This is a genomic window from Methylobacterium sp. UNCCL125 (assembly GCF_900116795.1).
GTDB lineage: Bacteria > Pseudomonadota > Alphaproteobacteria > Rhizobiales > Beijerinckiaceae > Methylobacterium > Methylobacterium fujisawaense.
In genome coordinates, this window is record NZ_FPBW01000014.1 from 82,187 (window position 1) to 106,712 (window position 24,526).

Genomic DNA, 24,526 nt, shown 5'->3' on the forward strand with positions numbered 1-24,526 from the left:
CTGTAGCCACTACAGGATCAAGGGCGATCTTCATGGGTACGGCTAAGGGGGCGCGAAGCGGGGCCCTGACCATCGGTCAATTGTCGCTGCGGACCGGCGTCAACATCGAGAACATCCGGTACTTCGAGAAGGTCGGCCTACTCCCTTCGCCCCCGCGCACCGAGGGTGGCCATCGGTCCTACGGCGTTGAGCACGAGCGCACCCTGGCCTTCATCCGTCGCGGACGCGAACTTGGCTTCACGCCGAACGAGGTTCGGGCGCTGCTCGAACTGCGTCGGCCTGGTAAGGCAACCTGCCGCGAGGGACAGGGGATCGCGAGGCACCACCTTGACCGGGTGCGTGCGAAGATCGCGGACCTGTCAAGGCTCGAACGTCTCCTGGCCGAAACCATCGAGCAGTGCCCCGGTGGGGCGGCTCCTGGATGCCCGGTGCTCGATATGATCGACCCCGCCGAGTGAGCTTCGGAGCACCCATCCGACGCCTGCATCCTCGGTAGACCCAGAGGCCCCCACCGTCGGTCCGCTCCGGCCGCGAACCAGAGCGGTTACAGGAAGCGGTCCTGGCATTCGGTTGCTTCAAACCTCGAATGTTCGGAAGTCCCAATCACGGCTGAGCCCGGCCCTCCCGAAATATCATGTCGTCTTCCTGATCGAATGTCGACGACGATGCGCTCCGGGGCCGGGCTCCCTGCTTCGCTTCCGGCCTTGTGGGACGCCGGCTCCGGGTAGCGCGGTGGCCCTCATCCTCGCAGCAGGCATGGTCCGAGAGGACCTCGATGACACGGCACTCGCCGACCCGGCCTTGGCCGCACGCGTCGGTCATGCGGGCGAGCTCGCCCTTCAGGGCCATGAGCCGCTCGATGCGGCGCTCGACCTCGGCCATGTGACGCCGGGCGATCTTGTCGACCTCGGCGCAGGAGCGGTCGGGCTGGGCGGCCAGCGCCAGTAACTCACGGATGGCGTCCACCTCGAAGCCGAGCTCGCGCGCGTGGCGGATGAAGGCCAGGCGCTCGATGTCAGCCCGCCCATAGCGGCGGCGGCCGCCTTCCGTCCGCGGCGGCGGCGGCATCAAGTCGGCCGTCTCGTAGTAGCGGATGGTCGTGGCGAGCACGCCGGTACGCCGCGACAGCTCGCCTATCGACAGCTCCATTTTTCCGCTTGCTCCTCTAGTCGCTGGAGGAAGTAGGCAGTCGTCCACGACTTGGAAAGGAGGCGTCATGGCCAAGGAGTGCTGCGGCTCGACCGTTGGCTGTCAGGCATCGAGGGCGGAACGTGCGCATCCGGCGGCGCCGCCGCAGCTCGTCGCGGGGGGCGATTGCGGCACGGGGGATGCCTGCGGCTGCTCTGGGGGCGTGCCCGTCTTCGACGGGGTCGACCCGCGCTACAAGCGCGTGCTGTGGACGGTCATCGCCGTCAACGGCGCCATGTTCCTGACCGAGATGGCCGCCGGGCACCTTGCCGGCTCGCAGGCGCTCCAGGCCGACGCCCTCGACTTCCTGGGCGACACGGTCACCTACGGCCTGAGCCTCGCGGTCATCGGAGCGTCCCTCAGGGCTCGGGCCACGGCGGCGCTCGCCAAGGGGCTGTCCCTCAGCGTGATGGCAGTCTGGGTCTTTGGCTCGACTGCCTACCACGTCCTGGTGCTCGGGGTGCCCAAGGCCGAGGTCATGGGCGTCATCGGGCTGATGGCCCTGGCAGCCAACCTCGGCTCGGTACTGCTGCTGCGCCCCTACAAGGACGGCGACGCCAACGTGCGCTCGGTCTGGCTGTGCTCGCGCAACGACGCCATCGGCAACGTCGTGGTGATGGTGGCTGCGCTCGGTGTCTGGGGTTCCGCGTCGGCCTGGCCCGACCTCGCCGTCGCGGCGGTGATGGCCGGCATCTTCCTGACCTCGTCGGTGCAGATCCTGCGGCAGGCCTGGGCGGAGTATCGCGAAGGCGCCGTCACGACGCGAACCGCGGCGTCCGGATAAGGCGCGCACCGATCCGCGTACAGACCAAGACGGATACAGGGACGACCATGACATCACACGACGCACGCGCAGGACATGATCACGGATCGCATGACCACGACGGCGAGGCGGGTCACGACCATGCCGGGCATTCCCATGGGCCAGGGCACAGCCATGCCCCCGCAAGCTTCGGGACGGCATTCGCCATCGGCATCGCGCTCAACGTCGGCTTCGTGGCCGTCGAGGCGACCTACGGGGTCCTGGCGAACTCGGTGGCCCTGCTCGCCGATGCCGGCCACAACCTCTCGGACGTGCTCGGCCTCATCGTGGCCTGGATCGCGACGGTGCTGGCCAGGCGGGCCCCGAGCGCGCGGTTTACCTATGGGATGAAGGCCTCGTCGATCCTGGCGGCCCTTTTCAACGCCGTGTTCCTGCTGGTCGCCGTCGGCGCCATCGCGTGGGAGGCGATCCAGAGGTTCGGTGAGCCCGTCCCGGTCGCAGGCAAGACCGTGATGGTCGTGGCCGCAATCGGCATCCTGGTGAACGGCATCACCGCGTGGCTGTTCGCCTCCGGGGCCAAGGGCGACATCAACATCCGCGGGGCGTTCCTGCACATGGCGGCCGACGCCGCCGTCTCGGCCGGGGTGGTCATCGCCGGCCTCGTCATCCTCTACACCGGATGGACGTGGCTCGATCCGGTGGTGAGCCTCGCCATCGTGGCCGTCATCGTCTGGAGCACGTGGGGGCTCCTGCGAGACAGTCTTACGCTGTCCCTCGCCGCCGTCCCGCCGGGCATCGACCCGGTCGCCGTACGCCGCCACCTCGAAGGGCTGCCCGGCGTCGCGGCCCTGCACGACCTGCACATCTGGGCGATGAGCACCACGGACACCTGCCTCACGGCGCACCTCCTCATGCCCGGCGGCCGTCCCGACGACGCCTTCCTGATGGCGGCGGCCACCGGCATCAGGGAGCGGTTCGGCATCGGCCACACGACCCTCCAGGTGGAGACGAGCGAGGCCACCGCCTGCGCCCTGGCTCCGGACCACGTGGTCTGAGCGCGGCATGCAAGCCTGGTCCTATACCCTGATCCCCGCCGCGGCCGCCGTCGTCGGCGCGGCGGTGGCGGTCAACCTGCGGCCGGGCCCCGTCCTGGTCAGCGCCATCCAGCACTTCGCCGCGGGCGTCGTCTTCGCGGCGGCCGCGGGCGAGATCCTGCCCGACGTCAAGCATGCCGGATCGCCCTGGGCCATGCTGGTCGGGGGCGCGCTCGGCGTCGCCGCGATGCTCCTCGTCCGTATCCTGGAGAAGCGGGTGAAGGGGCCGGCCGGGCTGATGTCGGTCACCGGCATCGACATCCTGGTGGACGGCCTCGTCCTCGGCATCGCCTTCGCGGCCGGGGCGAAGGCCGGCATCCTGCTCACCGTCGCGCTGACCATCGAGGTGCTGTTCCTGGGACTAACCGTGGCGAACGAACTCGGCGAGGGCGGCGCGTCGAAGGGCAAGGTGGTCGGCCTGACGGCCGCCCTCGTGCTGCTGCTCCCGCTCGGAGCCCTGCTCGGCGGGCCCGTCGGCTCGCTGCCCGCCGCCGTCCAGGCCGGCTTCCTCTCCTTCGGCCTGATCGCCTTGCTGTACCTCGTGACCGAGGAACTCCTCATCGAGGCGCACGAGACCGAGGACCGCCCCTGGGTGACGGCGATGTTCTTCGCGGGCTTCCTGCTGCTGCTCCTGCTCGACGGGATGATCGGCTAGGCTGTATCCGGAATGCTTGCCGCGGGCGAAACCAGGTCCCTCCCGGACGAGGCCCACATCCTGCTCGTCGAGGACGACGACGGCATGCGCGTGCTCGTCGGCCGCATCCTGCGGGAGAGCGGCTTCCGGGTCACGGGCTGCCGCGGCGGCGCCGAGATGTGGTCGCTCCTGCCCGACACGCCGGTTGACCTCGTCCTCCTCGACGTCATGCTGCCGGGCGCGTCCGGGTTCGACCTGCTCAGGGCCCTGCGGGCGAAGGGCACCGTCCCGGTCATCATGCTGAGCGCCCGCAACGAGGAGGCGGACCGGGTGCTCGGCCTGGAACTGGGCGCCGACGACTACGTCGCCAAGCCGTTCGGGCGCCCAGAACTCCTCGCCCGGATCCGGGCGGTGCTCCGCCGGTCGGCGCTCGCGCCGGTGCCGAGCGCGGCGTCGCGGCCGGAATCCCTCGCCTTCGCCGGCTGGCGGCTCGACCTGCGCAGCCGCGCCCTGACCGATCCCGAAGGCGCCGCCGTCGACCTGTCGGGCGCCGAGCACGACCTGCTGCTGGTGTTCCTGGAACACCCGGGCCGGGTGCTCGGCCGCGAGCAGATCCTGGAGATGGGCCGCGGGCGCCTCTCCGCGCCGTCGGACCGCAGCGTCGACACCCTGGTCAGCCGGCTGCGGCGCAAGCTCGAACCGCCCGCGGGGACGGCCGCCGTCATCAAGACGGTGCGGGGCACCGGCTACATGCTGGCCGCCAAGGTCGAGCGGGCATGAGGGGCGTCCTCGGCCTCGCCCGCAGCCTGGAGGGGCGCACCGTCGTCGTCCTGCTCCTGGCCGTGCTCCTCGTCCATGGCGGCGCGCTGGCGATCTACCGCCTCTCGGCGGCGGCCGCCGCCGACGAGGCCTTCGCCACCGAGGTCGCCCGCCAACTCGTCATCGCGCGCGAGGCCGTGTCGCGGCGCCCGCCGGAGGAGCGGGCTGACGAGGCCGAGGCCCTCTCGTCGAACCATTTCGAGATCGGCTGGGACGCCCCAGCGCCGGCTCGCCCCCCGGGGGCGACCGATCCCGCGCTCCGGGACCTGCGCGACCGCCTCCTCGCCCTCGAACCGGTCCTCGGGGCGGGGCTCGCCCTGAACCTGGAGGCGCCGGACGAGCCGCTCCACCGGCAGGACCTGCGCGGGATCATCCCGCTTCCGGACGGGAGCGCGCTGACCTTCCGGTCCGCGCACGCCCCGAGCCTCGTCCCCGTCGCGCCCTGGGCCTCGCTCGCCACCGCCATGGCCATCCTCGTCGGGGTGGCCGCGGTCGTCCTGATGCATCGGATCGCCGGCCCCTTGCGGGAGCTGACCCGGGCCACCGGACGGATCGGCCACGGCGCCCCCGTCCGGGTTCCCGAGATTGGTCCCGACGAGACCCGAGGGATCGGCCGTGCCCTCAACGCGATGCAGGAGCGCATCCACCGGCTGGTCGGCGAGCGGACGCAGGCGCTCGCCGCCGTGTCCCACGACCTGCGAACGCCCATCACCCGGCTCCGCCTGCGCCTCGACCACGTCGAGGACCCGGCCGGGCGCCGCGCCATGGCCTCCGACCTCGACGACATGCAGGCGATGGTCGACGCGACGCTGGCCTACCTGGGGGGCGACGCCGACCCGGAGCCGCGGCAGGTCACCAACGTCGCGAGCATTTTGATGGGGGTCGCCGACGCCTCCGCGGATGCCGGCCGGGCGGTCGCATACGGAGGACCCGGCCGGGCCCTGGCGACGGTGCGCCCAGTCGCCTTCCGGCGGGCGCTGGAGAACCTCGTGGACAACGGCGTGCGCTACGGCGCGCGGGTGCGCATCGCCCTGGCGGCCGAAGAGACAGCGCTGGTCTTGCGCATCGACGACGACGGGCCCGGCATCCCGGCATGCGACGTCGCCTGCGCCTTCGAGCCCTTCACCCGCCTGGAGGGGTCGCGCAACCGAAACACCGGCGGGACCGGACTCGGCCTGACCATCGCGCGGCGGGCCGTGGAAGCGGAGGGAGGCACGCTCATCCTGACCACGAGGCCGGAGGGCGGATTGCGGGCCGAGATCCGCGTGCCCCGGGCTGGGCGCGGCGGCTGACACACTTCGTCACGAACGCGGCGTCCCGGAGACAAACGGCTTGGCTATCTCGGACTTCGAAGCGGCCGACGCGGTCGGCGCCGAACAGGAGACCGACAGATGAAGCGCACGCTCGCCGCCGTCCTCGCCGCCGGGATGCTGGCCGCGGCCACGGGGTCCGCCTTCGCCGTGGACAGCCACGGCAATGCCTCGAACCCCGAGCGCGCCGTCCCGAACACCGGTGGCGTGTCGGGCGGCCCGGCCCATCGCGACGACCCGCGCGTCAGCGAGGCCCGTGAGAAGCGGCCCGACGGCAAGCCGGCGCATTCGGACAACGACGGGCATGCCCACGGGCACAGCCACGACAAGCCCGGCAAGAAGTGAGCTCGCCGGGCAGGCCGCGGGGGCGGGAGGCGCGGACATGCGGATGCTGCCCCTGCTCGTCGTCTTCGCGCTCCTGGCCGCGGTGATCGGCTACGCGCTCGCCGAGCCTGCTCGGCACGTCGTTCACGATGCGCCGACCCCTCGCGCGTCGTGATGCGCCCGCACCGGCGCGAGCCGGTGCGGGCGACCTCTTCTCGACGCCAGGCGGCGACCTCAGTCGTCGAAGTCGTGATGGTGATGGTGCCGCTCGAACCGGCCCGGCCCGTAATCCTCGCGGCGCGGGTGATGGTGCCGGACCACGACGTCGTCATGGTTGCCGTGGCGGTAGACATCGACATGGTCGTGCGGCCGCCGCTCGCCGTAGCCGTAGCCGCGCTCGTAATACTGGGCCGAGGCCGCGGCCGGCGCGAGGAGGATGGCCGCCGCCATCAAGCCTGCTAGGTGCCGTCGCATCGCTGTCTCCTCCGGGGATTCCTATTGCGGCGGTTTGCGCGGCGGCCGTTGAACAGGTTCTGAGACCGTCGTTCAGGAAGCCGTCACCCCAGGTTCGCCGACGTCCTCGAAATGCGAGGGGCCGGGCCGGACGTCGCTGCCCCCGGCCCGGCCCCGTCGCGATGTCAGCCGCTCAGTGGCGGTGCTCTTCCACGACGGTCTTCTCGTGATGGTCGTCATGATGTTCGTGCACGACCGGCCGGTCGCGATGGTTCTCCTCGACGGTGGTGTGCGTATGGTCGACATCGCGGCGGTGGCCGTCGCCGTGAACCCCGACTCCGCCGGGGCCGACGTCCACGTGCTGGGCGAGCGCACCGACCGGCGCGAGGGCCAGGGCGGCCGCGGCGGCGGCGGCGAACATGATCTTCATCCAAGGATCTCCATGTTTCGCGGTCGGCCGGGAATGCGGCCCCCCGCGAAACCGTTCCCGGATTTTCCTCGCCCGGTATTCGTCTCGGCCGAGCGAGAAACGGCTTGGCCGCTTTCGCGTCGTGACCGCGGCTGACCTTGCATGGCGGCCACAAAATCTGTTCAGACCGGGTTCAAGAGGCCAGGACGATGCCTTGTCCGATCCGGGATAAATCGCGCATAAGGCCGGAGATGGGTTCAGGACGCGGGCATAGCCGCAGGTGGGCGGCACGGGGATGGTGGGCGTTCGCCGCACGCCTGCTCGCGCTCGCCCTCGCCCTGTCCCTCGTCGCGCCCGCCGCCGGCCTCGCCGCCGACGTCGCGTACCACGATGGCGGCGGCAGGCACGTCACGGAGATCGCGAGCATTGAGGCCGCGCCCGACACCGGCGCGACCGACCCCGGCATGGCCTGCCACCTCCATTGTGGCTGCCACCAGGCGGCACCCGCCGTGGCGGACTTCTCGGAGCCGGTCTTCGGGGTCGCCCGGCTGGCCTATGCGCATTTGAGCCAGACGGTTTCCTCCGTCTCGCCGGACCGCCTGCCGAGGCCCCCCCGCGCCTGAGGTGACGCCGCAGAGGCGCGTCCCGAACCCGGAGCCCGCGCTCCGGGCCACTCCTCACGCCACAGAAGCGGGACTGCCGCGTCCGTCCGAACGGCGCCCGATCCCGGCCGAGCAGGTCTCATGCGCATCCTCATCACCGCGGTCCTCGTGGCCGCCGGCATCGTCGTCGGCGCCGCCGTCCCCGCCATATCCGCGTTCGTCCGCGGCCTCCTGACATCGGCCGGGCTGCCGCCGGCCATCCTCACCTTCGCCGCCGGCCCGCCCCCTGGCGGGAAGGCGCCGAAGGACGAGGCCGACCATGCCGAAGGCGACGGCCACGACCACGGCAAGGCCGCCGCGCCGAAGGCCGAGGGAGCCCACGCTCACGGCGAGCACGAGCATTCCGAGGCGGAGGGCGAGGAAGGCCACGTCAAGATGACGGCCGAGCAGGTCGAGGGGCAGGACATCGGCGTCGCCAAGGCCGAGGGCGGGACGCTCTCGCGACACGTCCTGGTGCCCGGCACCATCACGCCCGATACCGACCGGATCGCCCGCGTCCCCGCCCGCGTCGTCGGCACGGTGTCCGAGATGCGCAAGCGCCTGGGCGACGACGTCAGGAAGGGCGAGGTGGTCGCCCTCCTCGACAGCCGGGAAGTCGCCGACGCCAAGAGCGAGTACCTCACCGCGATGGTCCAGTCCGACCTCCAGAAGATCAACTTCGAGCGCCAGCAGAAACTCTTGGCGTCGGCGGCGGCATCCCAGGCGGCGTTCGACAACGCCAAGGCCGTGTTCCAGGAGAACCAGCTGCGCGTCGACCTCGCCCGCCAGAAGCTCTCGGCGCTGGGCCTGAACGCCGCCGAGGTCGCCGCCGCGCAGAAACGCGACGAGGCGACGCCGAACGCCTCGACGCTGCGCCAGTACGAGCTGCGGGCGCCCATCGCCGGCCGCATCGTGGAGCGCAAGGTCGATGTCGGCACGGCGGTGGGCAAGGAGGGCGACCCTGCCGACGTCTACACCGTCGCCGACCTCTCGACCGTCTGGATCGAGCTCGCGGTCCCCACCTCCGACCTCGCCGAGGTCCGGGAGGGCGCGCGGGTCACCGTGAACCGCGGCGGCCGCAGCGAGCAGGGCAAGGTGGTGTTCGTCAGCCCGCTGCTGAACGCCGACACCCGGTCCGCCCGGGTCGTGGTCTCGCTGCCCAACAAGGACATGGCCTGGAGGCCCGGCACCTACGTCACCGCCGAGGTCGAGACCGCGACGGACCAAGTGCCGGTGCGGGTCGCCAAGTCGGCGCTCCAGACCGTCGAGGGCAAGCGCGTCGTCTTCGTGCGCACGGACGAGGGCTTCGAAAAGCGCGAGGTCGAGCTCGGGCGCTCCGACGACGACGGCTTCGAGGTCGTCTCGGGCCTCAAGCCCGGCGAGACCATCGCGGTGGCCAACACCTTCCTCCTCAAGGCCGAGCTCGGGAAGAGCGAAGCCGACCACGACCATTGAGGAAGCCCGACATGATCAGCCGCATCCTCGACTTCTCCGTGCACCAGCGCTGGCTGGTTCTGCTCCTGTCGCTGCTGGCCGCCGGCTTCGGCGGCTACTCGGTCACCAAGCTGCCGATAGACGCGGTGCCCGACATCACCAACAACCAGGTGCAGATCAACACGACGGCGCCGTCGCTCTCGCCCGTCGACATCGAGAAGCAGGTCACCTACCCGGTCGAGACCGCGCTCGCGGGCATCAAGGGGCTCGAATACACCCGCTCGCTCTCGCGCAACGGCTTCTCGCAGGTCACCGCGGTCTTCGCGGAGAAGCTCGACATCTACTTCGCCCGCCAGCAGGTCGCCGAGCGCCTCGCGCAGGTGAGGCGGGACCTGCCGCCCGGCACCGAGCCCAGCATGGGGCCGATCTCGACCGGGCTGGGCGAGATCTACATGTGGTCGATCCATTACGCGAAGCCCGGCGAGCGCACGGTCTCGAAGGCGGGCAAGCCCGGCTGGCAGCCCGATGGCAGCTACCTGACCCCCGAGGGCCAGCGCCTGAAGACCGAGCTGGAGCAGACCGCCTACCTGCGCACCGTCCAGGACTGGATCATCCGCCCCCTAGTCAAGACCGTGTCCGGCGTGGCCGGGGTCGACGGCATCGGCGGCTTCGAGAAGCAGTACCACGTCCAGCCCGACCCGACGCGGCTCGCGTCCCTCGACCTGTCCTTCTCGGACGTCGCCCGGGCGCTGGAGGCCAACAACGCCAACCAGGGCGCCCGCTACCTGGAGGACAACGGCGAGGGCTACGTCGTGCGCGCCGCCGGCCGCCTGGAGAGCATGGACGAGATCGGCGACGTGGTCGTCGCCACCCGGGGCGGCGTGCCGGTGCGGATCAAGGACATCGCCGAGGTCCGCATCGGGCGCGACCTGCGCACGGGCTCGGGCAGCGAGGACGGCCAGGAGGTCGTCGTCGGCACCGCCCTGATGCTGATCGGCGAGAACAGCCGCACGGTGGCTGCCGCGGTCGACGCGCGCATGGAACAGATCCGCAAGAGCCTGCCGCCCGGCGTCGAGGTCCAGACCGTCCTCGACCGGACCCGGCTCGTCGAGGCGACCGTGAAGACGGTGGTGAAGAACCTGTCCGAGGGCGCGGCTCTCGTCATCGTCATCCTGTTCCTGCTGCTCGGCAACATCCGGGCCGCCATCATCACGGCCCTGGTCATCCCGGTCGCCATGCTGATGACCATGACCGGCATGGTCGAGGCGAAGATCTCGGCCAACTTGATGAGCCTCGGCGCCCTCGATTTCGGGCTGATCGTCGACGGGGCGGTGATCATCACCGAGAACGCCCTGCGCCACCTCGCAGAGAAGCAGCAGGAGCTGGGCAGGGGGCTCGACACCGAGGAGCGCCTCCAGACGGTCCGCGCCTCAGCCGAGGAGATGATCAAGCCGTCGCTCTACGGGCAGGCGATCATCATCTTGGTCTACGTCCCGCTCCTGACCTTCACGGGGGTCGAGGGCAAGATGTTCGAGCCGATGGCGCTGACCGTGATCATCGCGCTCGTGGCGGCCTTCGTGCTGTCGCTGACCTTCGTGCCGGCGCTCATCGCCATCGTCATCACCGGCAAGGTCACGGAGAAGGACAACCTCATCATCCGGGCGCTCAAGGCCGCTTACCGCCCGGTGCTCGGCGCGGCGGTCCGGGCGCCGTTCGTCTTCGTCGGCGCGGCGCTCCTGCTGCTCGTCGGGGCGGGCATCCTGTTCACCCGCCTCGGGACCGAGTTCATCCCGCAGCTCGACGAGAAGAGCATCGCCCTCAACGCCACCCGAATCCCATCGACCTCCCTCACCCAGTCGCAGGCGATGCAGCTCAAGGTCGAGAAGGTGGTCTCGAAATTCCCGCAGGTGGCCTACGTCTTCTCGAAGACCGGCACCGCCGAGGTCGCCTCCGACCCGATGCCGCCGAACTCCTCAGACACCTTCGTCATCCTGAAACCCCAGGAGGAGTGGCCCGAGCCGAGCCTGTCCAAGGCCGAGTTGCAGGAGCAGATCGAGAAGGCGGTCGGGGCGCTCGCCGGCAACGTCTACGAGTTCTCCCAGCCGATCCAGCTGCGCTTCAACGAGCTGCTCGCCGGCACCCGGGGCGACCTCGCCGTGAAGGTGTTCGGCGACGAGTTCGAGCCGATGCTGAAGGCGGCCAACCAGGTCGCGGCGGTCCTGAAGGGCATCGACGGCGCCGAGGACGTCAAGGTCGAGCAGACGGCGGGCCTGCCGTTCCTGGAGATCAAGATCAACAAGGCCGAGGCGGCGCGCTACGGCCTGAGCACCGGGGCGATCCAGGAGGTCATCGGCGCGGCCATCGGGGGACGGGACGCCGGCGTCGTGTTCGAGGGCGACCGTCGCTTCCCCATCGTCGTGCGCCTGACCGACAAGGTCCGCGAGGACCGGGAGGCCCTGGAGAACATCCCGGTGCCGCTGCCGGCGGGCCCGAACGGCCGGGCGAGCTCGGTCCTGCTCAAGCAGGTGGCGAGCTTTTCGGTCACCGAGGGACCGAACCAGATCTCGCGCGAGAACGGCAAGCGGCGGGTCGTGGTCACGGCCAACGTGCGCGGGCGGGACATCGGCTCGCTCGTCGCGGAGGCGCAGGCGAAGGTTGGAAGCCAGGTGCAGCTGCCGCCAGGTTCCTACCTCACCTGGGGCGGGCAGTTCGAGAACCTCGCCTCGGCCAAGCGGCGGCTGATGGTGGTGGTACCGGTCTGCTTCTTCCTGATCTTCCTGTTGCTGTACTCGGCCCTGGGCTCGCCGCGGGACGCGCTGCTGGTGTTCAGCGCGGTGCCGCTTGCCCTCACCGGGGGCATCTTCGCGCTTTGGCTGCGCGGCATGCCGGTCTCGGTACCGGCGGCGGTCGGGTTCATCGCGCTCTCGGGCGTTGCGGTCCTCAACGGCCTCGTCATGCTGACCTTCATCAAGCAGCTCGTGGCGGAGGGCCGGCCGAAGCGCGAGGCCATCCTGGAGGGCGCCATGACCCGGTTGCGGCCGGTGGCGATGACGGCGCTGGTCGCCTCGCTCGGCTTCGTGCCCATGGCCATCGCCACCGAGACCGGCGCCGAGATCCAGCGGCCGCTCGCCACCGTGGTCATCGGTGGCCTGATCAGCGCCACCCTGCTGACCCTGATCGTGCTGCCGGCCCTGTACGCCCGGTTCGGCAAGGTTGTCGTCCCGAAGGTCGCGGAGCGGCCGCGGGAGCCGGGGCCACGACACCTCAAGGCGGCGGAGTAGACGAGATGCGACGCGTCCCAACCTGGTTGGCGGCTCCTTTCGCCTTCCTCGCGCTGACGGGTGCGGCTCCGGGCGCGGACGGAGGCGTCGGCGAGGCTCCGTTCGGCCTCGCGTGGGGGCCCGTCGCCGACGTGCCGCGCCCGCTCAAGGCCGACCGCGAGGCCAACCTGACCGCGCTGTACTACCCGCGTGGCTGGCGGCCGGCCGTCGGGTCGGCAACGGCCGAGGTCGTGCTGGTGGTCTGCCGCGAGGAGGGTCTGCAGGAGGTCGTCTGGGTGGGGCTCCCCCTGGCGGGCGAGGAACTCGCGCGCGTGCGCCGCGCCATCCACGACGAAGGGGTGCGCCGCTACGGCGAGCCGACACCGGGGCCATCGGCCGATTCCGAGCTCTGGCCCGGCGGTCGGGCTCTCCTGGCCAGCCGCGAGGCTCCGGACGGGCGGCACGAGCTCGTCATGGCGGCGTTCGGTCCCGGCTACGCGGCCTGCTCGGCCGCCCACCTCGCCGCGACCGGACACCCCGCCGGCGCGCACGTGGCCGAGCTCATCGGCTCCTCCGGCCCCTGAGGCGGCCGGTCCGGGACGGCAACGAAAGACTGGGAGCGACATGGGACACGGACACGCGCACGGCGGCGGCCACGGGCATTCGCACGGCGGCGGCATACCCGCGGGCTCGGCGGCGGGCAGGAACAAGGGGCGCCTAGCCTGGGCGCTCGCCCTGACGCTGACCTACATGGCCGCGGAGGTCGTCGGCGGCCTGCTCACCGGCAGCCTCGCGCTGCTGGCCGATGCCGCCCACATGGTCACGGATGCCGGCGGCCTCGCGCTGTCGCTGCTCGCCATCCACTACGCGGCCAAGGCGCCGTCGCCGGGCAAGAGCTTCGGCTACATGCGCTTCGAGATCCTGGCGGCCCTCGCCAACGCCGTCGTGCTGCTCGGGGTGACGGCCTACATCCTGTACGAGGCCTACCGGCGCTTCTTCGAGCCGACCGAGATCCTCGGCTGGCCGATGATGCTGGTCGCGTTCGTCGGCCTCGGGGTGAACCTCGCCAGCATGAGGCTCCTCGCGGGCGGATCGTCGGAAAGCCTCAACGTCAAGGGCGCCTACTTCGAGGTCTTCTCCGACATGCTGGGTTCGGTCGGCGTCATCGCTGCGGCCCTCGTGGTGATGGCGACGGGCTGGCGATGGGTCGATCCGCTGGTCGGCGCCGGCATCGGCCTGTTCATCGTGCCGCGCACCTGGCGCCTGTTGAGCGAGGCGCTTCACATCCTGCTGGAGGGAACGCCTCTGGGTGTCGATCTTGCCGCGCTACGAACGGAGATCGAGGCGATGCCTGGCGTGCGGCGCGCCTACGACCTTCATGCCTGGACGCTGACCTCCGGCTTCGACGCGATGAGCGGCCACGTGGTCATGGACGACGTCGCCGCCGGACCCGACCTCATCCGCGCGGTCCGGCGTCTGGTGAAGGAGCGACACGGCATCGAGCACGTCACCGTCCAGGTCGAGGACGAGGCGCTTTCGGCCGAGGCCGCGCGCCTGCCCGTGTGACGGCGAGCATCCGGCATGAGTAAGAAATCGGCGCGGCTGCAGACCGAGTGGGCGCCAAATCCTCGGCGCAAGCGACGGGTCAGGCCATACGTCCGCAAAGCCGCGGATCGAATGATGATAGCGATCTGTATCGGATTGCCTCTGGCCGTATTGTTTCTCCAATACTTCAAGCACCTCAGGAAGTGATGCCTGAGTAATGATGCTTGACTATGCAAGGTGTTTTCAATGAATGATCTACAAACGCACCATTTTGCCGTGACGACAACGGCGATGCTTGCGGTTGTGAGAACATCGACCATCGCCATGATGACCCTTCTCATGCAAAAACTTTCAGCACCTGAACGGGAAGAGGTTTTCGCAGAGATCGCGGCGACAATCGGTGAGTTGCCCCCGGATTATTCCCAGGCAGGCCCCGTGGGGACCAAGTTCTACGAAGAGGTGGTGGCCGAGGCGCCGGCGCTCGCGAAGGCATTCGTCCAAGATTTGCGTAGATCTCTTGGTTGAAATCCGATGAGACCATTTATCAGTTATCGAGTGTTGGTGACGGAGAGCAGAGGTCCCGCGGACCTGACGCGCCTGTCGCCTTTTCTGTGCTCGGTGCCCGGCCCGTCACTGAGGCTTAGGCGTCTCCGTATCGAGTGCCAACTGGGCATGGCGGATCTTCCTGGCGACACCGCGCCTGCGCGGGTTGCTCGCCCTGAATTTCGCCGTCGCGGCGGCCGGCGCCATGGTCATCGTCAATACCGTGGTAATCGTCCAGGCCCTGCTCGGACGCCCCCAGCACGACGTCGCCCTTGCCCTTGGACCCTTCGGCGCGGGCTCGATGGCCGCCGCCCTGGTCCTACCGCGGGTCCTGGACCGCCTGTCCGACAGGGGTGTGATGCTGCCGTCCGCGGCCTTCCTCGGAGTCGTCCTCGTCGGGGTCGCTGCCCTGACCTGGTGCGGGGCCATCGGCTGGCCCGTACTGCTCGGGACCTGGCTCGTCCTTGGGATCGGCTACTCCGCCGCCCAGTTCGCGCTCTCGCACGCGTCGTGGCTCCTCACTTACCCGCTGGCGGGCTGCCTCGGCGCTGCCGTCGGGATGCCCGCGACCCTGGCGGCACTCGGCGCCCTGACCGTCGCGGGCGTCGCGGCGGCGGCCATGCTTTGGCCTGCATCCGACCCGGACGTCGTCGCACATGCCCACGCGGACCTCGACCCGTCCCACCCCCACGTGCGGGGGATCGGTCAGGGCCGGCACGAGCATGCTTTCGTCATCGACGACCTGCATCGGCAATGGCCGTCCAGGGCGAATTAGGAACCACACGGCGAGCGTTGGAACGGCGACGCTCAGGGGGGGGCGTCGGGTGCCGGACATCCCTCATCCGATGGTCTGTCGGGGGCCGTGAGGATTGCGTCGCGGCAGGTCCGCATCGAGGGGAACACGGCATGAGGACGTTGCTCGGATCCTGGCAGCTGTGGGCGCTGCTTTCTGCCGCCTTCGCGGCGTTGACCGCGATCTTCGCCAAGGTCGGCATCGAGAACGTCAATTCCGACTTCGCCACCTTCATCCGCACGGTCGTCATACTCTGCGCCCTCGGCGCCATCCTGGTCGGCACGGGCCAGTGGGTACCGGTCGGGTCGGTCTCGGCCAGGACCTACGTGTTCCTGGTGCTCTCGGGCCTCGCCACCGGCGGCTCATGGATCTGCTACTTCCGCGCCCTCAAGCTCGGCGAGGCCAGCCGCGTGGCCCCGGTCGACAAGCTCAGCGTCGTGCTGGTGGCCGTCTTCGGGGTCGTCTTCCTCGGCGAACGTCTATCTCCACCGAATTGGCTCGGCGTCGCCCTCATCGCCGCCGGGGCCGTGCTCGTCGCCTATCGAGGATGAAGCCGGCGGGAAGGGATGCGTCGCGGCGCAGTCCAGGGCGAGGGCTCGAAACCGGACGGACCGACCGATGCGCGTGCTGTTGATCGAGGACGACCGGATGATCGGCGAAGGGCTGTCGAACGGCCTCTCGGCCGAGGGCTATTCCGTCGATTGGGTCCGCGACGGCGGCGAGGCCGAGACGGCCCTGCTCAACGGCAGCCACGCGCTCGCGCTGCTCGACCTCGGCCTGCCGGGCGGGGACGGACTTCGGGTGCTTCGATCCGCCCGGGCGGCCGGGATCGACACGTCGGTGCTCATCATCACGGCGCGGGACGGCCTCGAAAGCCGCGTCGCAGGCCTCGACCTCGGGGCGGACGATTACCTGGTCAAGCCGTTCGAGATGCGCGAGCTGCTCGCCAGGATGCGGGCCATCCTGCGCCGTCGGGCCGGGCGGGCGAGCGCGCGGCTCGTGGCCGCCGAGACCGAACTCGACACGGAAAGCCACGTCCTGTCCCACGCCGGGACCGTCGCGGTCCTGTCGGCGCGCGAATACGCCCTCATGCACGCCCTGATGGAGCGACCGGGGCGCATCCTCTCTCGTGCGCAGATCGAGGAACGCATCTACGGGTGGGGCGAGGAGGTCGAGAGCAACGCGGTGGACGCCCTGATCCTCACGGTCCGTCGAAAGGTCGGCAAGGGCGTGATCCTGAATGTCCGCGGCGCGGGCTGGATGGTACCCAAGCCATGAGGGCCGCCTCCCTGCGCCGCACGACGCTCGTCTGGATGACCGCCCTGCTCGCCGGAATCGGCTTGGCCGCGATGGTCGCGGCCTATGCCCTCGCGCGGATCGAGGCGGCCGATTTCCTCGACGGGCAGTTGCGGCAAGTCGCCCTCAACGCCGGTCCCGGGCTAACGGACGCGGACGCGCCGCCCGCCGCCGACCAGGACCCGGAGGACCAACTCGCCGTCACCATCTGGAAGGACGGGCAGGTCCTGCGCGACGACCGCGGCGTCGACGTCCGCCACCCCGGCCGCACGGGATATGCGAACGTCGTCATGGGCGGCGAGCTCTGGCGCACATACACGACCGCCAACGGCACAACGACGGTCCGGGTCGCCCAGCGCGACGTCGTGAGGGCGGAGTTCGCACGCAATGCGGCGCTCGGTGCCGTGGCCCCCCTGCTGCTCCTCGTCCCGCTGTCGTGGATCGTCGTCGGCTGGGCGATGAACCGGGCGCTCGGGCGGCTCGACGGCTTGGTGCATGACCTCGCCGGGCGCGGCGCCGCCGCCCAAGGCCCCTTGCCGACGCGCGGCGTGCCGACGGAGGTGGCGCCCCTCGTCGAGGCCATGAACGGGCTCATCCTTCGCCTGCAGGCCGCTCTGGCCGCCCAGAAGCGGTTCGTCGCCGACGCGGCGCACGAACTGCGTACGCCGCTCGCCGCGATGCAGATCCAACTCGACTCCCTCGGCGGGCCTGCCGGTGGCGGGAGCGACGCGCGGCGTACGGCGCTGGCGGACGGCCTCCGGAGGGCGAACCGGCTGGTGGATCAACTGCTCCGTCTCGCCCGGCTCGACGACGGTGCCGAGGCGCGTCCTGCATCCGTCGACCTCGGCCAGCTCCTGCTCGACTGCGTCGCCGACCACGTCGTGCTCGCCGAGCGCAAGGACATCGACCTGGGCGTGCATATCGAGACACCCGCGACGCTTCACGCGTCGGAGGACGAGGTCCGCGTCCTGTTCGCCAACCTCGTCGACAACGCCCTGCGCTACACGCCGTCCGGAGGCCAGGTCGACGTCCGTCTGCTGAACCGGGACGGTGCGTGCGTCGTCACGGTTCGGGACACCGGCTGCGGGCTGCCGCCGGGAAGCGAGGGCCGCCTGTTCGACCGCTTCTTCCGGGCCGCGCCACCGGAAGTCGAAGGCACAGGGCTCGGGCTCGCCATCGCCCGCCGCATCGCGGAGCGCAACGACCTCGGCCTGACGGTCGAAAACCGACGTGACGGGCAGGGGACCCTCGCAACCGTCAGACTGCCGGCCTGAGGCCGAGCCTGCGGCTCCTTTGGACGAAGCTCATTCTGCCCTCATTCTGGCTCGCTATCACCGTGCCCGACCATGACGGACGGGAGACGGGGATGAGCGAGATCCAGCGCCAGGTCTTGAACAAGGTACCGGAGGTCTCCGCGGCCTTCTGGGTCATCAAGATCCTGTCCACGACCGTCGGCGAGACCGGCGCGGACTACCTCGCGGTGAACGTCGGCCTGGGTGCCGCCGTCACCGCCACCGTCACGGCCGGCCTCCTCGCGGCCGTCCTCGCCCTGCAGGTGCGCGAGCGGCGCTACGTGCCCTGGACCTATTGGTCGACCGTCGTCCTCGTCAGCGTGGTCGGCACGCAGGTCACCGACATCCTGACCGACAAGCTCGGCGTGAGCCTCTTCGTCAGCACCGGCGTGTTCGCGACCGCCCTCGCCGCCGTGTTCGCCCTCTGGTACGCGACCGAGCGGACGCTCTCGATCCACGCCATCGTGACCCGACGCCGCGAGGCGTTCTACTGGCTCGCCATCCTCCTGACCTTCGCGCTCGGCACGGCCGCGGGCGACCTGGCCACGGAGGCGCTGGGGCTCGGCTTCAATCTCGGCGTCGTCATCTTCGGCACGATCCTGGCCGCCCTCGCCCTCGCCTGGCGCCTCGGCGCGAACCCGGTGACGACCTTCTGGCTCGCCTACATCGTCACGCGCCCCCTCGGCGCATCGCTGGGCGATCTGCTGTCGCAGGCACGGGAATACGGCGGCCTCGGCTTCGGCACGGCCTCCACCAGCCTCGCCTTCTTCGCCGTCATCGTCGCCCTGGTGACGTCCCTGAGCCTCGTCTCCGGACGCCCTGGCGAGCCGGCCGGACAGCGGCGGGCCTGACCGTCCGCCGCCTCCCGCATCCCCATCCTCCAGTCCTTCCAACGCCGCACGACACGGAGCGAACGACCATGCGAAACATCCTCCTCGCCGCCATCGCCGCGACGGTCATCGGTGCCACGGCCGCCCCCCTGGGCCTGCTGGCGATGCAGGACGCCGCTGTCGGAGCGACGCCCAAGGCGATGGCGGCCTCGAAGCTTGGCGACCTCTCCAAGTTCCGGTCCATCGTCGTCGACGTGAAGGCGATGACCGACCGGGGCGACCTCGCCGCCGCCAAGACGCACATTAAGGACCTGGAATTGTCCTGGGACGCGTCCGAGGCCGGCCTGAAGCCGCGAGCCGCCGCCGACTGGCACGTCGTGGACAAGGCCATCGACCGCGCCCTCGACGCGCTGCGGGCGTCGAACCCCGATCCGGCCGCCTGCCGTCGCGCGGTCGACGACCTGCTCGCCATCATCGACCAGACCCACACCGCCTGAGCCGGCACTCGCTTTCCCACGGCAGCCCGATGCAACCGACCGAGCGACCCGGACACGTCGAACCCGCCAAGGTGCCTGAAGCCACCGCCGGGTTCTGGGCCATCAAGATCGTGGCCACGACCCTGGGCGAGGTCGGCGGCAACGCCGTCACGTTGACGCTCGGCCTCGGCTATCTCGCCGGCACGGCGATCTTCGGGGCCGCCCTGGCGGTGCTGCTCGCCGCACAGGTCCGGGCGGACCGCTTCCAGCCGCTCCTGTACTGGGCCGTGGTCACCGCGACGACGCTCGCAGGCACGACCCTCGCCGACTTCTGCGACCGGTCCCTCGGCATCGGCTACGCGGGCGGGTCCCTGGTGCTGCTCGGATCGGTCGTCGCGACCCTGATCCTGTGGAAGCGCACGCTCGGCACGGTCGCCGTGGAGACGGTGCGGTCCCCGCGGGCCGAAGGTTTCTATTGGGCCACGGTCATGTTCTCCCAGACGCTCGGCACCGCGTTGGGCGACTGGATGGCCGACAGCAGCGGGCTCGGGTACAACGGGAGCGCGCTCCTCATCCTCGTCGCGCTGGCCGTGGTCACGGCCCTCCATCTGCGTACGCGCGTTTCCAGGCCGATGCTGTTCTGGACGGCGTTCGTCCTGACGCGGCCGCTCGGCGCCACCCTCGCCAACTCGCTCGACAAGCCGGTCGCTTCCGGCGGCCTGGGCATCGACGACATCACGATCTCCGGCGTCCTCGCGATCGTCATGGTCGGGCTCGTCCTCCTCATCCCGCAGCGTGCCGGTCGCCGGGCGGCCTGCGCCGACGCGCCGTCAGGTTTCCCCTCGAAGAAGGAGCAGGTCCGATGGACGACCGTTACGAACGCGCCCTGAGCAAGGTACCCGAGGTCACGCTGGGCTTCTGGATCGTCAAGATCCTGGCCACCACGCTCGGGGAGACCGGCGGCGACACCGTCACCATGACCCTCGATTGGGGCTATCTCGCCGGCACCGCCCTGTTCGCCGTGCTGCTGGTCGGGCTCGTGGTCGCCCAGATCATGTCGAAGCGGTTCCACCCGGTCCTGTACTGGTCCACGATCGTCGCCTCGACCACCTTCGGTACGACGATGGCGGACTTCGCCGACCGCTCGCTCGGCATCGGATACACCGGCGGATCGACCCTGCTCCTCGCCTGCCTCGCGGCCGTGCTCGGGCTCTGGTATGCGACCGAGGGCACCGTGTCGGTGGACACGGTTTCGACCCCGCGGGTCGAGGCGTTCTATTGGGGGGCGATCACCTTCTCGCAGACGTTGGGCACCGCGCTCGGCGACTGGCTCGCGGACACCGGCGGCCTCGGCTACGAGGGTGGCGCCCTCGTCTTCGCGGCGGCGCTCGCGGTCGTCATCGCCCTGTACTACCGGACCTCCGTTTCACGGGTCACGCTCTTCTGGGCGGCGTTCATCCTGACCCGCCCGCTCGGGGCCACGGTGGGCGATTTCCTCGACAAGCCGGTCGCCGACGGCGGGCTGAACCTGAGCCGGCCGCTCGCCTCCGCCGTGATCGGGGCCTTCATCGTCGCGCTCATCGTCCTCCTCCCGCAAAGGGCCGGTCGGCATCCGACAGAGGGAGCGCAGGCGTCGCGGTGACCCGGACGTTCCCGTGCGAGCGCCGAACGGCCACCGTGCCTTGCCCGCAGCTTCCGGATCGCCACGTCCAAGCGTATGAGGAGGGGGAACCTCTAGGGCCATAGCATGCCCGCTGCGTTACGCGACGACTTCATCGGGCTGGATGAGTACGAACGCCTTTGCGAAGCGGCGGAGGAAGGGGAGCGGCTGGAGTACATCGACGGGCAGGTAATCCGCATGCTGGTCGGCGGCTCCATCGCCCACGATGCCTTGACCCGGCCCCTCGATGACCTGACGGTACGACCGCGGCGGGAAATGGCTCGAATACCAGACGCTGCCGGACCTCATGCATTTCGTCCTTGTCGCGCAGGACCAGCGCCGGGTTGATTTCTTTCACCGTCAGGGAGACGGATGGCACTACGAAGTCCAACAAGGACCAACGCCGTCCTCCGGCTAGCGGCCATCGGGGTCGAGTTGAGGCTCGACGATCTCTACTCGTCCATCCCGATGCTCGCCCTGGAGGACGGCGACCTTGCTACCCAAGCCACGTTCGCCCCCGCTCAGGTATCGGGCATCGCGGGGATGAAGGGTCTTCCACGCTCGCCGGACATCTACGCCAAGGTTACGGAGATGGACGCCGGCGAGTGTGAGGCGGCCGTAGCTGCCATCGTCGGCTTGGTCGGTACGCCCGCGATGGTGGACTGAGAGTCCGTACTGCCGGAGCGGTTGCAGGACCGGCTGGATGCTGTTCTGAGCGCCAGCACTTACAATGAGGCAGTCCTTTCAGGAGCCGGGCGGCTTAATCATAACCGAAGGGGGGCGGCCCCATGAGGGCTTGGGCCTCCTCCGACGCCCGGTCGACGTTGCGAGGGTGTTTGCCCGCTCTGGCACCCGCCGCGACGACCAACGCCGGATGGAACCCCGTCTTCCTTACCCACTCCGAACCTAAGCGGTCCGTACCCCGACGGCTTCGGCGGCCATGGCGCTCAGCAGGTAACCATCCCCGAAGCGTTGGATCTCGGTCACCAAAGGGCACTGACGAAAGCTCGATGTTGACAGCGGAGAGCATCTCTGAATCAATGCTCTACCGGCCTGAAAACCGGCCGATATGCCGGCGAGGTCAGGCTTCTCAGTAAATCGGTCCACATAACTCGCTTCCCGGGATATGTTTTACTGAGAAATTACAGGCTGAGCCCTAGACGTCCAGATTGGCGACGCTGAGGGCGTTTTCCTGAATGAACTCGCGCCGCGGCTCCACCACATCGCCCATCAGCTTCACGAACAGGTCGTCGGCGTCGGTCACGTCCTTTACCTTGACCTGCAGCAAGGAGCGCACGTCGCGATCCAGGGTGGTCTCCCAGAGCTGCTGGGCGGTCATCTCACCGAGGCCCTTGTAGCGCTGGAGCTGCAGGCCTTTCCGGCCAAACGCCATCACCGCCTCGAACAGCGCGACGGGCCCGTGCAGCACGGTCTCGTCGGACTTACGCATCAGGGTGGCGGGTTCGCCATAGATTTCCCGGAAGGCGTCGGCCCGCTCGGACAGGCGCCGGGCTTCCTGCGAGGTGATCAGGCCGAGATCGAGGGTCGCCACCTGCCGGACGCCGCGCAGCGTCCGGCTGAGGCGATAGCCGCCCTCGAAGGATTCGCCCTGCCAGCCGCGCTCGATCTCGTCCGCGATGGCGTCGAGCCGGCGGGCGGTCAGGTCGGCCAGCACCTCGGCCTCGCCGGTCCGCGAGGCCGCCTCGGGGTCGAAGGCGCCGGCCAGCACCGCCTGCTCGACCACGGCGCGGTCGTAGCGCGTGTGCAGGCCCTGCAGGATGTTGCGGAAGGTCCGCGCCTCCTCGACGAGGCTCTTGAGCTGAGGCCCGGCGAATTCCGCACCGGTGGAGAGGCGCAGGATCGCCCCGTCGGTCCCCTGGTCGATCAGGTAATCCTCAAGGGCGCGCTCATCCTTCAGGTAGATCGCCTTCCGGCCGCGCTCCGCTTTGTAGAGCGGCGGTTGCGCGATGTAGAGATGGCCGCGGTCGATCAATTCCGGCATCTGCCGGAAGAAGAAGGTCAGAAGCAGCGTCCGGATGTGCGAGCCGTCCACGTCCGCATCGGTCATGATGATGATGCGGTGGTAGCGGAGCTTCTCCGGGTTGAAGCCCTCGCGGTCGGTCGAGGAGCGCCCGATCCCGGCGCCGAGCGCCGTGATCAGCGTGCCGATCTCGGCCGAAGACAGCATCCGGTCGGCGCGGACGCGCTCGACGTTCAGGATCTTGCCGCGCAGCGGCAGCACCGCCTGGAAGGTCCGGTCGCGGCCCTGCTTGGCCGAGCCGCCGGCGGAATCACCCTCCACCAGAAGGATCTCGCACTTCGTCGGGTCGCGCTCCTGGCAATCGGCGAGCTTGCCGGGCAGCGAGGCGATGTCGAGGGCGCCCTTGCGGGTCACGGTCTCGCGGGCCTTGCGGGCGGCCTCGCGCGCCGAGGCCGCCAGGACCACCTTTGCCATGACCGACCGCGCCTGGCTCGGATTCTCCTCGAGCCAGGTCGACAGGCCTTCGTTGAGGACGTTCTCGACCGCGGGCCGGACCTCGGACGAGACGAGCTTGTCCTTGGTCTGCGACGAGAATTTAGGGTCCGGCACCTGCACGGAGATGACGGCGGTGAGGCCCTCGCGGCAATCCTCGCCGGTGAGCGACACCTTCTCCTTCTTGGCGATGCCGCTGGATTCGGCATAGCCGGTGACCTGCCGGGTCAGGGCCGCCCGGAAGCCGGCCATATGGGTGCCGCCATCCCGCTGCGGGATGTTGTTGGTGAAGGGCAGCACGGTCTCGTTGAACGAGTCGTTCCACCAGAACGCGACCTCGACGCGGATCCCGTCGCGCTCGGAACTGACGACCACCGGGCTGGTCATGCCGTCGATCGGCTTGCGGGAGCGGTCGAGATACCGGACGAAGGCCTCGATGCCGCCTTCGTAGTACAGCTCCTCGCGCTTCTTCTCGGCATGGCGGGCATCGGTCAGGACGATCCGCACGCCGGAATTGAGGAAGGCGAGTTCACGCAGGCGCTTTTCCAGCGTCCCGTAATCGAACTCGATCATCGTGAAGGTTTCGGTGGAGGGCAGGAAGCTGACTTCCGTCCCGCGCCGACCGTTGCCGGGCCCGACGACCTCCAGGGGCGCCACGGCGTCGCCGTGGCGGAACTCCATCGCGTGCTCCTTGTCGTTGCGCCAGATGCGCAGGCGAAGCCACGACGACAGGGCATTCACCACCGACACGCCGACGCCGTGCAGGCCGCCGGAAACCTTGTAGGAATTCTGGTCGAACTTACCGCCGGCGTGCAGCTGGGTCATAATGACCTCGGCCGCCGAGACGCCCTCCTCCTTGTGGATGTCCACCGGGATGCCGCGCCCGTTATCGGAGACGGTGCAGGATCCGTCGGCGTTGAGGGTGACGGTGACGAGATCGGCATGGCCCGCCAGCGCCTCGTCGATGGCGTTGTCCACGACCTCGTAGACCATGTGGTGGAGGCCGGAGCCGTCATCGGTATCGCCGATATACATGCCGGGCCGCTTGCGGACGGCGTCGAGGCCCTTCAGCACGCGGATGGATTCCGCGCCGTAATCGGCAGGCTCGGTCTGGGGGGTGTCGGCCATGAACTTCCTCGGGCAGGCGGGCCTGATCGCGTCGGTGGCAGATGCGCCGTCGGGTGCCCGCGCCTGAACTCTCGCTTGATCCGCCTGATATAGGGGTTCCGCGTTGAGATTGCACGATTTTACGGGCCCGCGGCGGGCCCGTCCCGAAGCCTTTTGTGACG

At 69.7% G+C, this 24,526-nt stretch carries 27 protein-coding genes; 22 read left to right on the forward strand and 5 right to left on the reverse strand.

All coding sequences use genetic code 11. The features are described 5' to 3' along the window. The first annotated feature begins 32 nt into the window (after positions 1 to 32). On the forward strand, positions 33 to 458 hold the full coding sequence (locus BM396_RS15765; RefSeq protein ID WP_007563956.1) for a MerR family transcriptional regulator: 426 nt from the start codon (positions 33 to 35) through the stop codon (positions 456 to 458). A gap of 145 nt (positions 459 to 603) precedes the next feature. Here BM396_RS15765 and BM396_RS15770 read toward each other — a convergent pair whose 3' ends face one another. Continuing rightward, positions 604 to 1,149 carry a MerR family transcriptional regulator gene (locus BM396_RS15770; protein WP_007563954.1) on the reverse strand — a complete coding sequence of 182 codons (546 nt, stop codon included), beginning with the start codon at positions 1,147 to 1,149 and terminating at the stop codon, positions 604 to 606. 67 nt (positions 1,150 to 1,216) lie between these two features. Between BM396_RS15770 and BM396_RS15775 the strand changes: the two genes are divergently transcribed. The 6 genes from BM396_RS15775 to BM396_RS15800 all read left to right on the forward strand — a co-directional run bounded on the left by BM396_RS15775 (position 1,217) and on the right by BM396_RS15800 (position 6,153). Beyond that, positions 1,217 to 1,972 (forward strand): cation efflux transmembrane domain-containing protein, encoded by a 756-nt coding sequence (locus BM396_RS15775; RefSeq protein WP_043380901.1) that lies wholly within the window; start codon positions 1,217 to 1,219, stop codon positions 1,970 to 1,972. Positions 1,973 to 2,019: 47 nt separating this feature from the next. After that, positions 2,020 to 3,006, forward strand: coding sequence for a cation diffusion facilitator family transporter (locus BM396_RS15780; RefSeq protein ID WP_007563951.1), 987 nt, complete (start codon positions 2,020 to 2,022; stop codon positions 3,004 to 3,006). 7 nt (positions 3,007 to 3,013) lie between these two features. Further along, positions 3,014 to 3,700, forward strand: a complete 687-nt coding sequence (locus BM396_RS15785; RefSeq protein WP_007563950.1) for a ZIP family metal transporter — start codon at positions 3,014 to 3,016, stop codon at positions 3,698 to 3,700. Positions 3,701 to 3,712: 12 nt separating this feature from the next. Next, positions 3,713 to 4,459 carry a response regulator transcription factor gene (locus tag BM396_RS15790; protein WP_007563949.1) on the forward strand — a complete coding sequence of 249 codons (747 nt, stop codon included), beginning with the start codon at positions 3,713 to 3,715 and terminating at the stop codon, positions 4,457 to 4,459. After that, entirely contained in the window at positions 4,456 to 5,790 is a 1,335-nt protein-coding gene (locus BM396_RS15795) for an ATP-binding protein (RefSeq protein ID WP_007563947.1), read from the forward strand. Before BM396_RS15790 ends, BM396_RS15795 begins: the two co-directional genes overlap by 4 nt. 99 nt (positions 5,791 to 5,889) lie before the next feature. Beyond that, positions 5,890 to 6,153, forward strand: coding sequence for a hypothetical protein (locus BM396_RS15800; protein WP_007563945.1), 264 nt, complete (start codon positions 5,890 to 5,892; stop codon positions 6,151 to 6,153). A 213-nt stretch (positions 6,154 to 6,366) separates the two neighbouring features. Here the strand turns inward: BM396_RS15800 and BM396_RS15805 are convergent, their stop codons facing one another. Beyond that, positions 6,367 to 6,606 (reverse strand): hypothetical protein, encoded by a 240-nt coding sequence (locus BM396_RS15805; RefSeq protein ID WP_007563942.1) that lies wholly within the window; start codon positions 6,604 to 6,606, stop codon positions 6,367 to 6,369. A gap of 172 nt (positions 6,607 to 6,778) precedes the next feature. Next, on the reverse strand, positions 6,779 to 7,015 hold the full coding sequence (locus tag BM396_RS15810; RefSeq protein WP_007563940.1) for a hypothetical protein: 237 nt from the start codon (positions 7,013 to 7,015) through the stop codon (positions 6,779 to 6,781). Positions 7,016 to 7,245: 230 nt separating this feature from the next. Between BM396_RS15810 and BM396_RS15815 the strand changes: the two genes are divergently transcribed. From BM396_RS15815 to BM396_RS15875, 14 genes are all read left to right on the forward strand, one after another. Further along, on the forward strand, positions 7,246 to 7,617 hold the full coding sequence (locus tag BM396_RS15815) for a hypothetical protein (RefSeq protein ID WP_039902985.1): 372 nt from the start codon (positions 7,246 to 7,248) through the stop codon (positions 7,615 to 7,617). A 120-nt stretch (positions 7,618 to 7,737) separates the two neighbouring features. After that, positions 7,738 to 9,090: an efflux RND transporter periplasmic adaptor subunit gene (locus tag BM396_RS15820; protein WP_007563937.1), complete on the forward strand. Its 1,353-nt coding sequence runs from the start codon at positions 7,738 to 7,740 to the stop codon at positions 9,088 to 9,090. 11 nt (positions 9,091 to 9,101) lie between these two features. After that, positions 9,102 to 12,350 (forward strand): efflux RND transporter permease subunit, encoded by a 3,249-nt coding sequence (locus BM396_RS15825; protein ID WP_007563935.1) that lies wholly within the window; start codon positions 9,102 to 9,104, stop codon positions 12,348 to 12,350. Positions 12,351 to 12,355: 5 nt separating this feature from the next. Next, a complete protein-coding gene (locus BM396_RS15830) occupies positions 12,356 to 12,913 on the forward strand; it encodes a hypothetical protein (protein ID WP_007563933.1) in 558 nt (185 codons plus the stop codon). A 40-nt stretch (positions 12,914 to 12,953) separates the two neighbouring features. Then, positions 12,954 to 13,895 carry a cation diffusion facilitator family transporter gene (locus BM396_RS15835; RefSeq protein WP_007563931.1) on the forward strand — a complete coding sequence of 314 codons (942 nt, stop codon included), beginning with the start codon at positions 12,954 to 12,956 and terminating at the stop codon, positions 13,893 to 13,895. 225 nt (positions 13,896 to 14,120) lie between these two features. Continuing rightward, positions 14,121 to 14,399: a hypothetical protein gene (locus BM396_RS32195; RefSeq protein ID WP_007563929.1), complete on the forward strand. Its 279-nt coding sequence runs from the start codon at positions 14,121 to 14,123 to the stop codon at positions 14,397 to 14,399. Positions 14,400 to 14,583: 184 nt separating this feature from the next. After that, positions 14,584 to 15,192 (forward strand): MFS transporter, encoded by a 609-nt coding sequence (locus BM396_RS15840; protein ID WP_007563927.1) that lies wholly within the window; start codon positions 14,584 to 14,586, stop codon positions 15,190 to 15,192. A 131-nt stretch (positions 15,193 to 15,323) separates the two neighbouring features. Then, a complete protein-coding gene (locus BM396_RS15845) occupies positions 15,324 to 15,761 on the forward strand; it encodes an EamA family transporter (RefSeq protein ID WP_007563925.1) in 438 nt (145 codons plus the stop codon). Between the two features lie 67 nt (positions 15,762 to 15,828). Then, the gene (locus BM396_RS15850; RefSeq protein WP_007563923.1) at positions 15,829 to 16,488 is read left to right on the forward strand and encodes a response regulator transcription factor; all 660 of its coding nucleotides are present in this window, start codon (positions 15,829 to 15,831) and stop codon (positions 16,486 to 16,488) included. After that, positions 16,485 to 17,780, forward strand: a complete 1,296-nt coding sequence (locus BM396_RS15855; RefSeq protein WP_007563921.1) for a sensor histidine kinase — start codon at positions 16,485 to 16,487, stop codon at positions 17,778 to 17,780. The genes BM396_RS15850 and BM396_RS15855 overlap by 4 nt, the downstream gene beginning before the upstream one ends. Positions 17,781 to 17,872: 92 nt before the next feature. Further along, entirely contained in the window at positions 17,873 to 18,649 is a 777-nt protein-coding gene (locus BM396_RS15860; RefSeq protein WP_007563919.1) for a COG4705 family protein, read from the forward strand. Positions 18,650 to 18,717: 68 nt separating this feature from the next. After that, positions 18,718 to 19,125, forward strand: a complete 408-nt coding sequence (locus tag BM396_RS15865) for a hypothetical protein (RefSeq protein ID WP_007563917.1) — start codon at positions 18,718 to 18,720, stop codon at positions 19,123 to 19,125. Between the two features lie 29 nt (positions 19,126 to 19,154). After that, on the forward strand, positions 19,155 to 19,994 hold the full coding sequence (locus tag BM396_RS15870; protein WP_007563915.1) for a COG4705 family protein: 840 nt from the start codon (positions 19,155 to 19,157) through the stop codon (positions 19,992 to 19,994). Next, positions 19,967 to 20,746 (forward strand): COG4705 family protein, encoded by a 780-nt coding sequence (locus BM396_RS15875; protein WP_007563913.1) that lies wholly within the window; start codon positions 19,967 to 19,969, stop codon positions 20,744 to 20,746. The genes BM396_RS15870 and BM396_RS15875 overlap by 28 nt, the downstream gene beginning before the upstream one ends. A 117-nt stretch (positions 20,747 to 20,863) precedes the next feature. On the opposite strand, the gene BM396_RS15880 is transcribed toward BM396_RS15875, so the two are convergent. Next, complete coding sequence (locus BM396_RS15880) at positions 20,864 to 21,073, reverse strand: hypothetical protein (protein WP_007563911.1); 210 nt, start codon at positions 21,071 to 21,073, stop codon at positions 20,864 to 20,866. A gap of 63 nt (positions 21,074 to 21,136) precedes the next feature. Here BM396_RS15880 and BM396_RS15885 point away from each other — a divergent pair, with 63 nt between their 5' ends. Further along, positions 21,137 to 21,430 carry a hypothetical protein gene (locus BM396_RS15885; protein ID WP_007563909.1) on the forward strand — a complete coding sequence of 98 codons (294 nt, stop codon included), beginning with the start codon at positions 21,137 to 21,139 and terminating at the stop codon, positions 21,428 to 21,430. 490 nt (positions 21,431 to 21,920) lie between these two features. Here BM396_RS15885 and gyrB read toward each other — a convergent pair whose 3' ends face one another. Then, positions 21,921 to 24,365 (reverse strand): DNA topoisomerase (ATP-hydrolyzing) subunit B, encoded by a 2,445-nt coding sequence (gene gyrB, locus BM396_RS15890; protein ID WP_043380905.1) that lies wholly within the window; start codon positions 24,363 to 24,365, stop codon positions 21,921 to 21,923. Positions 24,366 to 24,526: the final 161 nt, after the last annotated feature.

Excerpts from the sequence above, each read along its gene's own strand:
- BM396_RS15775 (WP_043380901.1), top strand. The coding sequence starts at position 1,217 with ATGGCCAAGGAGTGCTGCGGCTCGACCGTTGGCTGTCAGGCATCGAGG.
- BM396_RS15830 (WP_007563933.1), top strand. The coding sequence starts at position 12,356 with ATGCGACGCGTCCCAACCTGGTTGGCGGCTCCTTTCGCCTTCCTCGCG.
- BM396_RS15795 (WP_007563947.1), top strand. The coding sequence starts at position 4,456 with ATGAGGGGCGTCCTCGGCCTCGCCCGCAGCCTGGAGGGGCGCACCGTC.
- BM396_RS15885 (WP_007563909.1), top strand. The coding sequence starts at position 21,137 with ATGGCACTACGAAGTCCAACAAGGACCAACGCCGTCCTCCGGCTAGCG.
- BM396_RS15875 (WP_007563913.1), top strand. The coding sequence starts at position 19,967 with ATGGACGACCGTTACGAACGCGCCCTGAGCAAGGTACCCGAGGTCACG.
- BM396_RS15785 (WP_007563950.1), top strand. The coding sequence starts at position 3,014 with ATGCAAGCCTGGTCCTATACCCTGATCCCCGCCGCGGCCGCCGTCGTC.
- BM396_RS32195 (WP_007563929.1), top strand. The coding sequence starts at position 14,121 with ATGAATGATCTACAAACGCACCATTTTGCCGTGACGACAACGGCGATG.
- BM396_RS15780 (WP_007563951.1), top strand. The coding sequence starts at position 2,020 with ATGACATCACACGACGCACGCGCAGGACATGATCACGGATCGCATGAC.
- gyrB (WP_043380905.1), bottom strand. The coding sequence starts at position 24,365 with ATGGCCGACACCCCCCAGACCGAGCCTGCCGATTACGGCGCGGAATCC.
- BM396_RS15800 (WP_007563945.1), top strand. The coding sequence starts at position 5,890 with ATGAAGCGCACGCTCGCCGCCGTCCTCGCCGCCGGGATGCTGGCCGCG.
- BM396_RS15820 (WP_007563937.1), top strand. The coding sequence starts at position 7,738 with ATGCGCATCCTCATCACCGCGGTCCTCGTGGCCGCCGGCATCGTCGTC.
- BM396_RS15790 (WP_007563949.1), top strand. The coding sequence starts at position 3,713 with ATGCTTGCCGCGGGCGAAACCAGGTCCCTCCCGGACGAGGCCCACATC.
- BM396_RS15815 (WP_039902985.1), top strand. The coding sequence starts at position 7,246 with ATGGGTTCAGGACGCGGGCATAGCCGCAGGTGGGCGGCACGGGGATGG.
- BM396_RS15860 (WP_007563919.1), top strand. The coding sequence starts at position 17,873 with ATGAGCGAGATCCAGCGCCAGGTCTTGAACAAGGTACCGGAGGTCTCC.
- BM396_RS15805 (WP_007563942.1), bottom strand. The coding sequence starts at position 6,606 with ATGCGACGGCACCTAGCAGGCTTGATGGCGGCGGCCATCCTCCTCGCG.
- BM396_RS15810 (WP_007563940.1), bottom strand. The coding sequence starts at position 7,015 with ATGAAGATCATGTTCGCCGCCGCCGCCGCGGCCGCCCTGGCCCTCGCG.
- BM396_RS15825 (WP_007563935.1), top strand. The coding sequence starts at position 9,102 with ATGATCAGCCGCATCCTCGACTTCTCCGTGCACCAGCGCTGGCTGGTT.
- BM396_RS15870 (WP_007563915.1), top strand. The coding sequence starts at position 19,155 with ATGCAACCGACCGAGCGACCCGGACACGTCGAACCCGCCAAGGTGCCT.
- BM396_RS15855 (WP_007563921.1), top strand. The coding sequence starts at position 16,485 with ATGAGGGCCGCCTCCCTGCGCCGCACGACGCTCGTCTGGATGACCGCC.
- BM396_RS15865 (WP_007563917.1), top strand. The coding sequence starts at position 18,718 with ATGCGAAACATCCTCCTCGCCGCCATCGCCGCGACGGTCATCGGTGCC.
- BM396_RS15765 (WP_007563956.1), top strand. The coding sequence starts at position 33 with ATGGGTACGGCTAAGGGGGCGCGAAGCGGGGCCCTGACCATCGGTCAA.
- BM396_RS15850 (WP_007563923.1), top strand. The coding sequence starts at position 15,829 with ATGCGCGTGCTGTTGATCGAGGACGACCGGATGATCGGCGAAGGGCTG.
- BM396_RS15770 (WP_007563954.1), bottom strand. The coding sequence starts at position 1,149 with ATGGAGCTGTCGATAGGCGAGCTGTCGCGGCGTACCGGCGTGCTCGCC.
- BM396_RS15845 (WP_007563925.1), top strand. The coding sequence starts at position 15,324 with ATGAGGACGTTGCTCGGATCCTGGCAGCTGTGGGCGCTGCTTTCTGCC.
- BM396_RS15835 (WP_007563931.1), top strand. The coding sequence starts at position 12,954 with ATGGGACACGGACACGCGCACGGCGGCGGCCACGGGCATTCGCACGGC.
- BM396_RS15880 (WP_007563911.1), bottom strand. The coding sequence starts at position 21,073 with ATGAGGTCCGGCAGCGTCTGGTATTCGAGCCATTTCCCGCCGCGGTCG.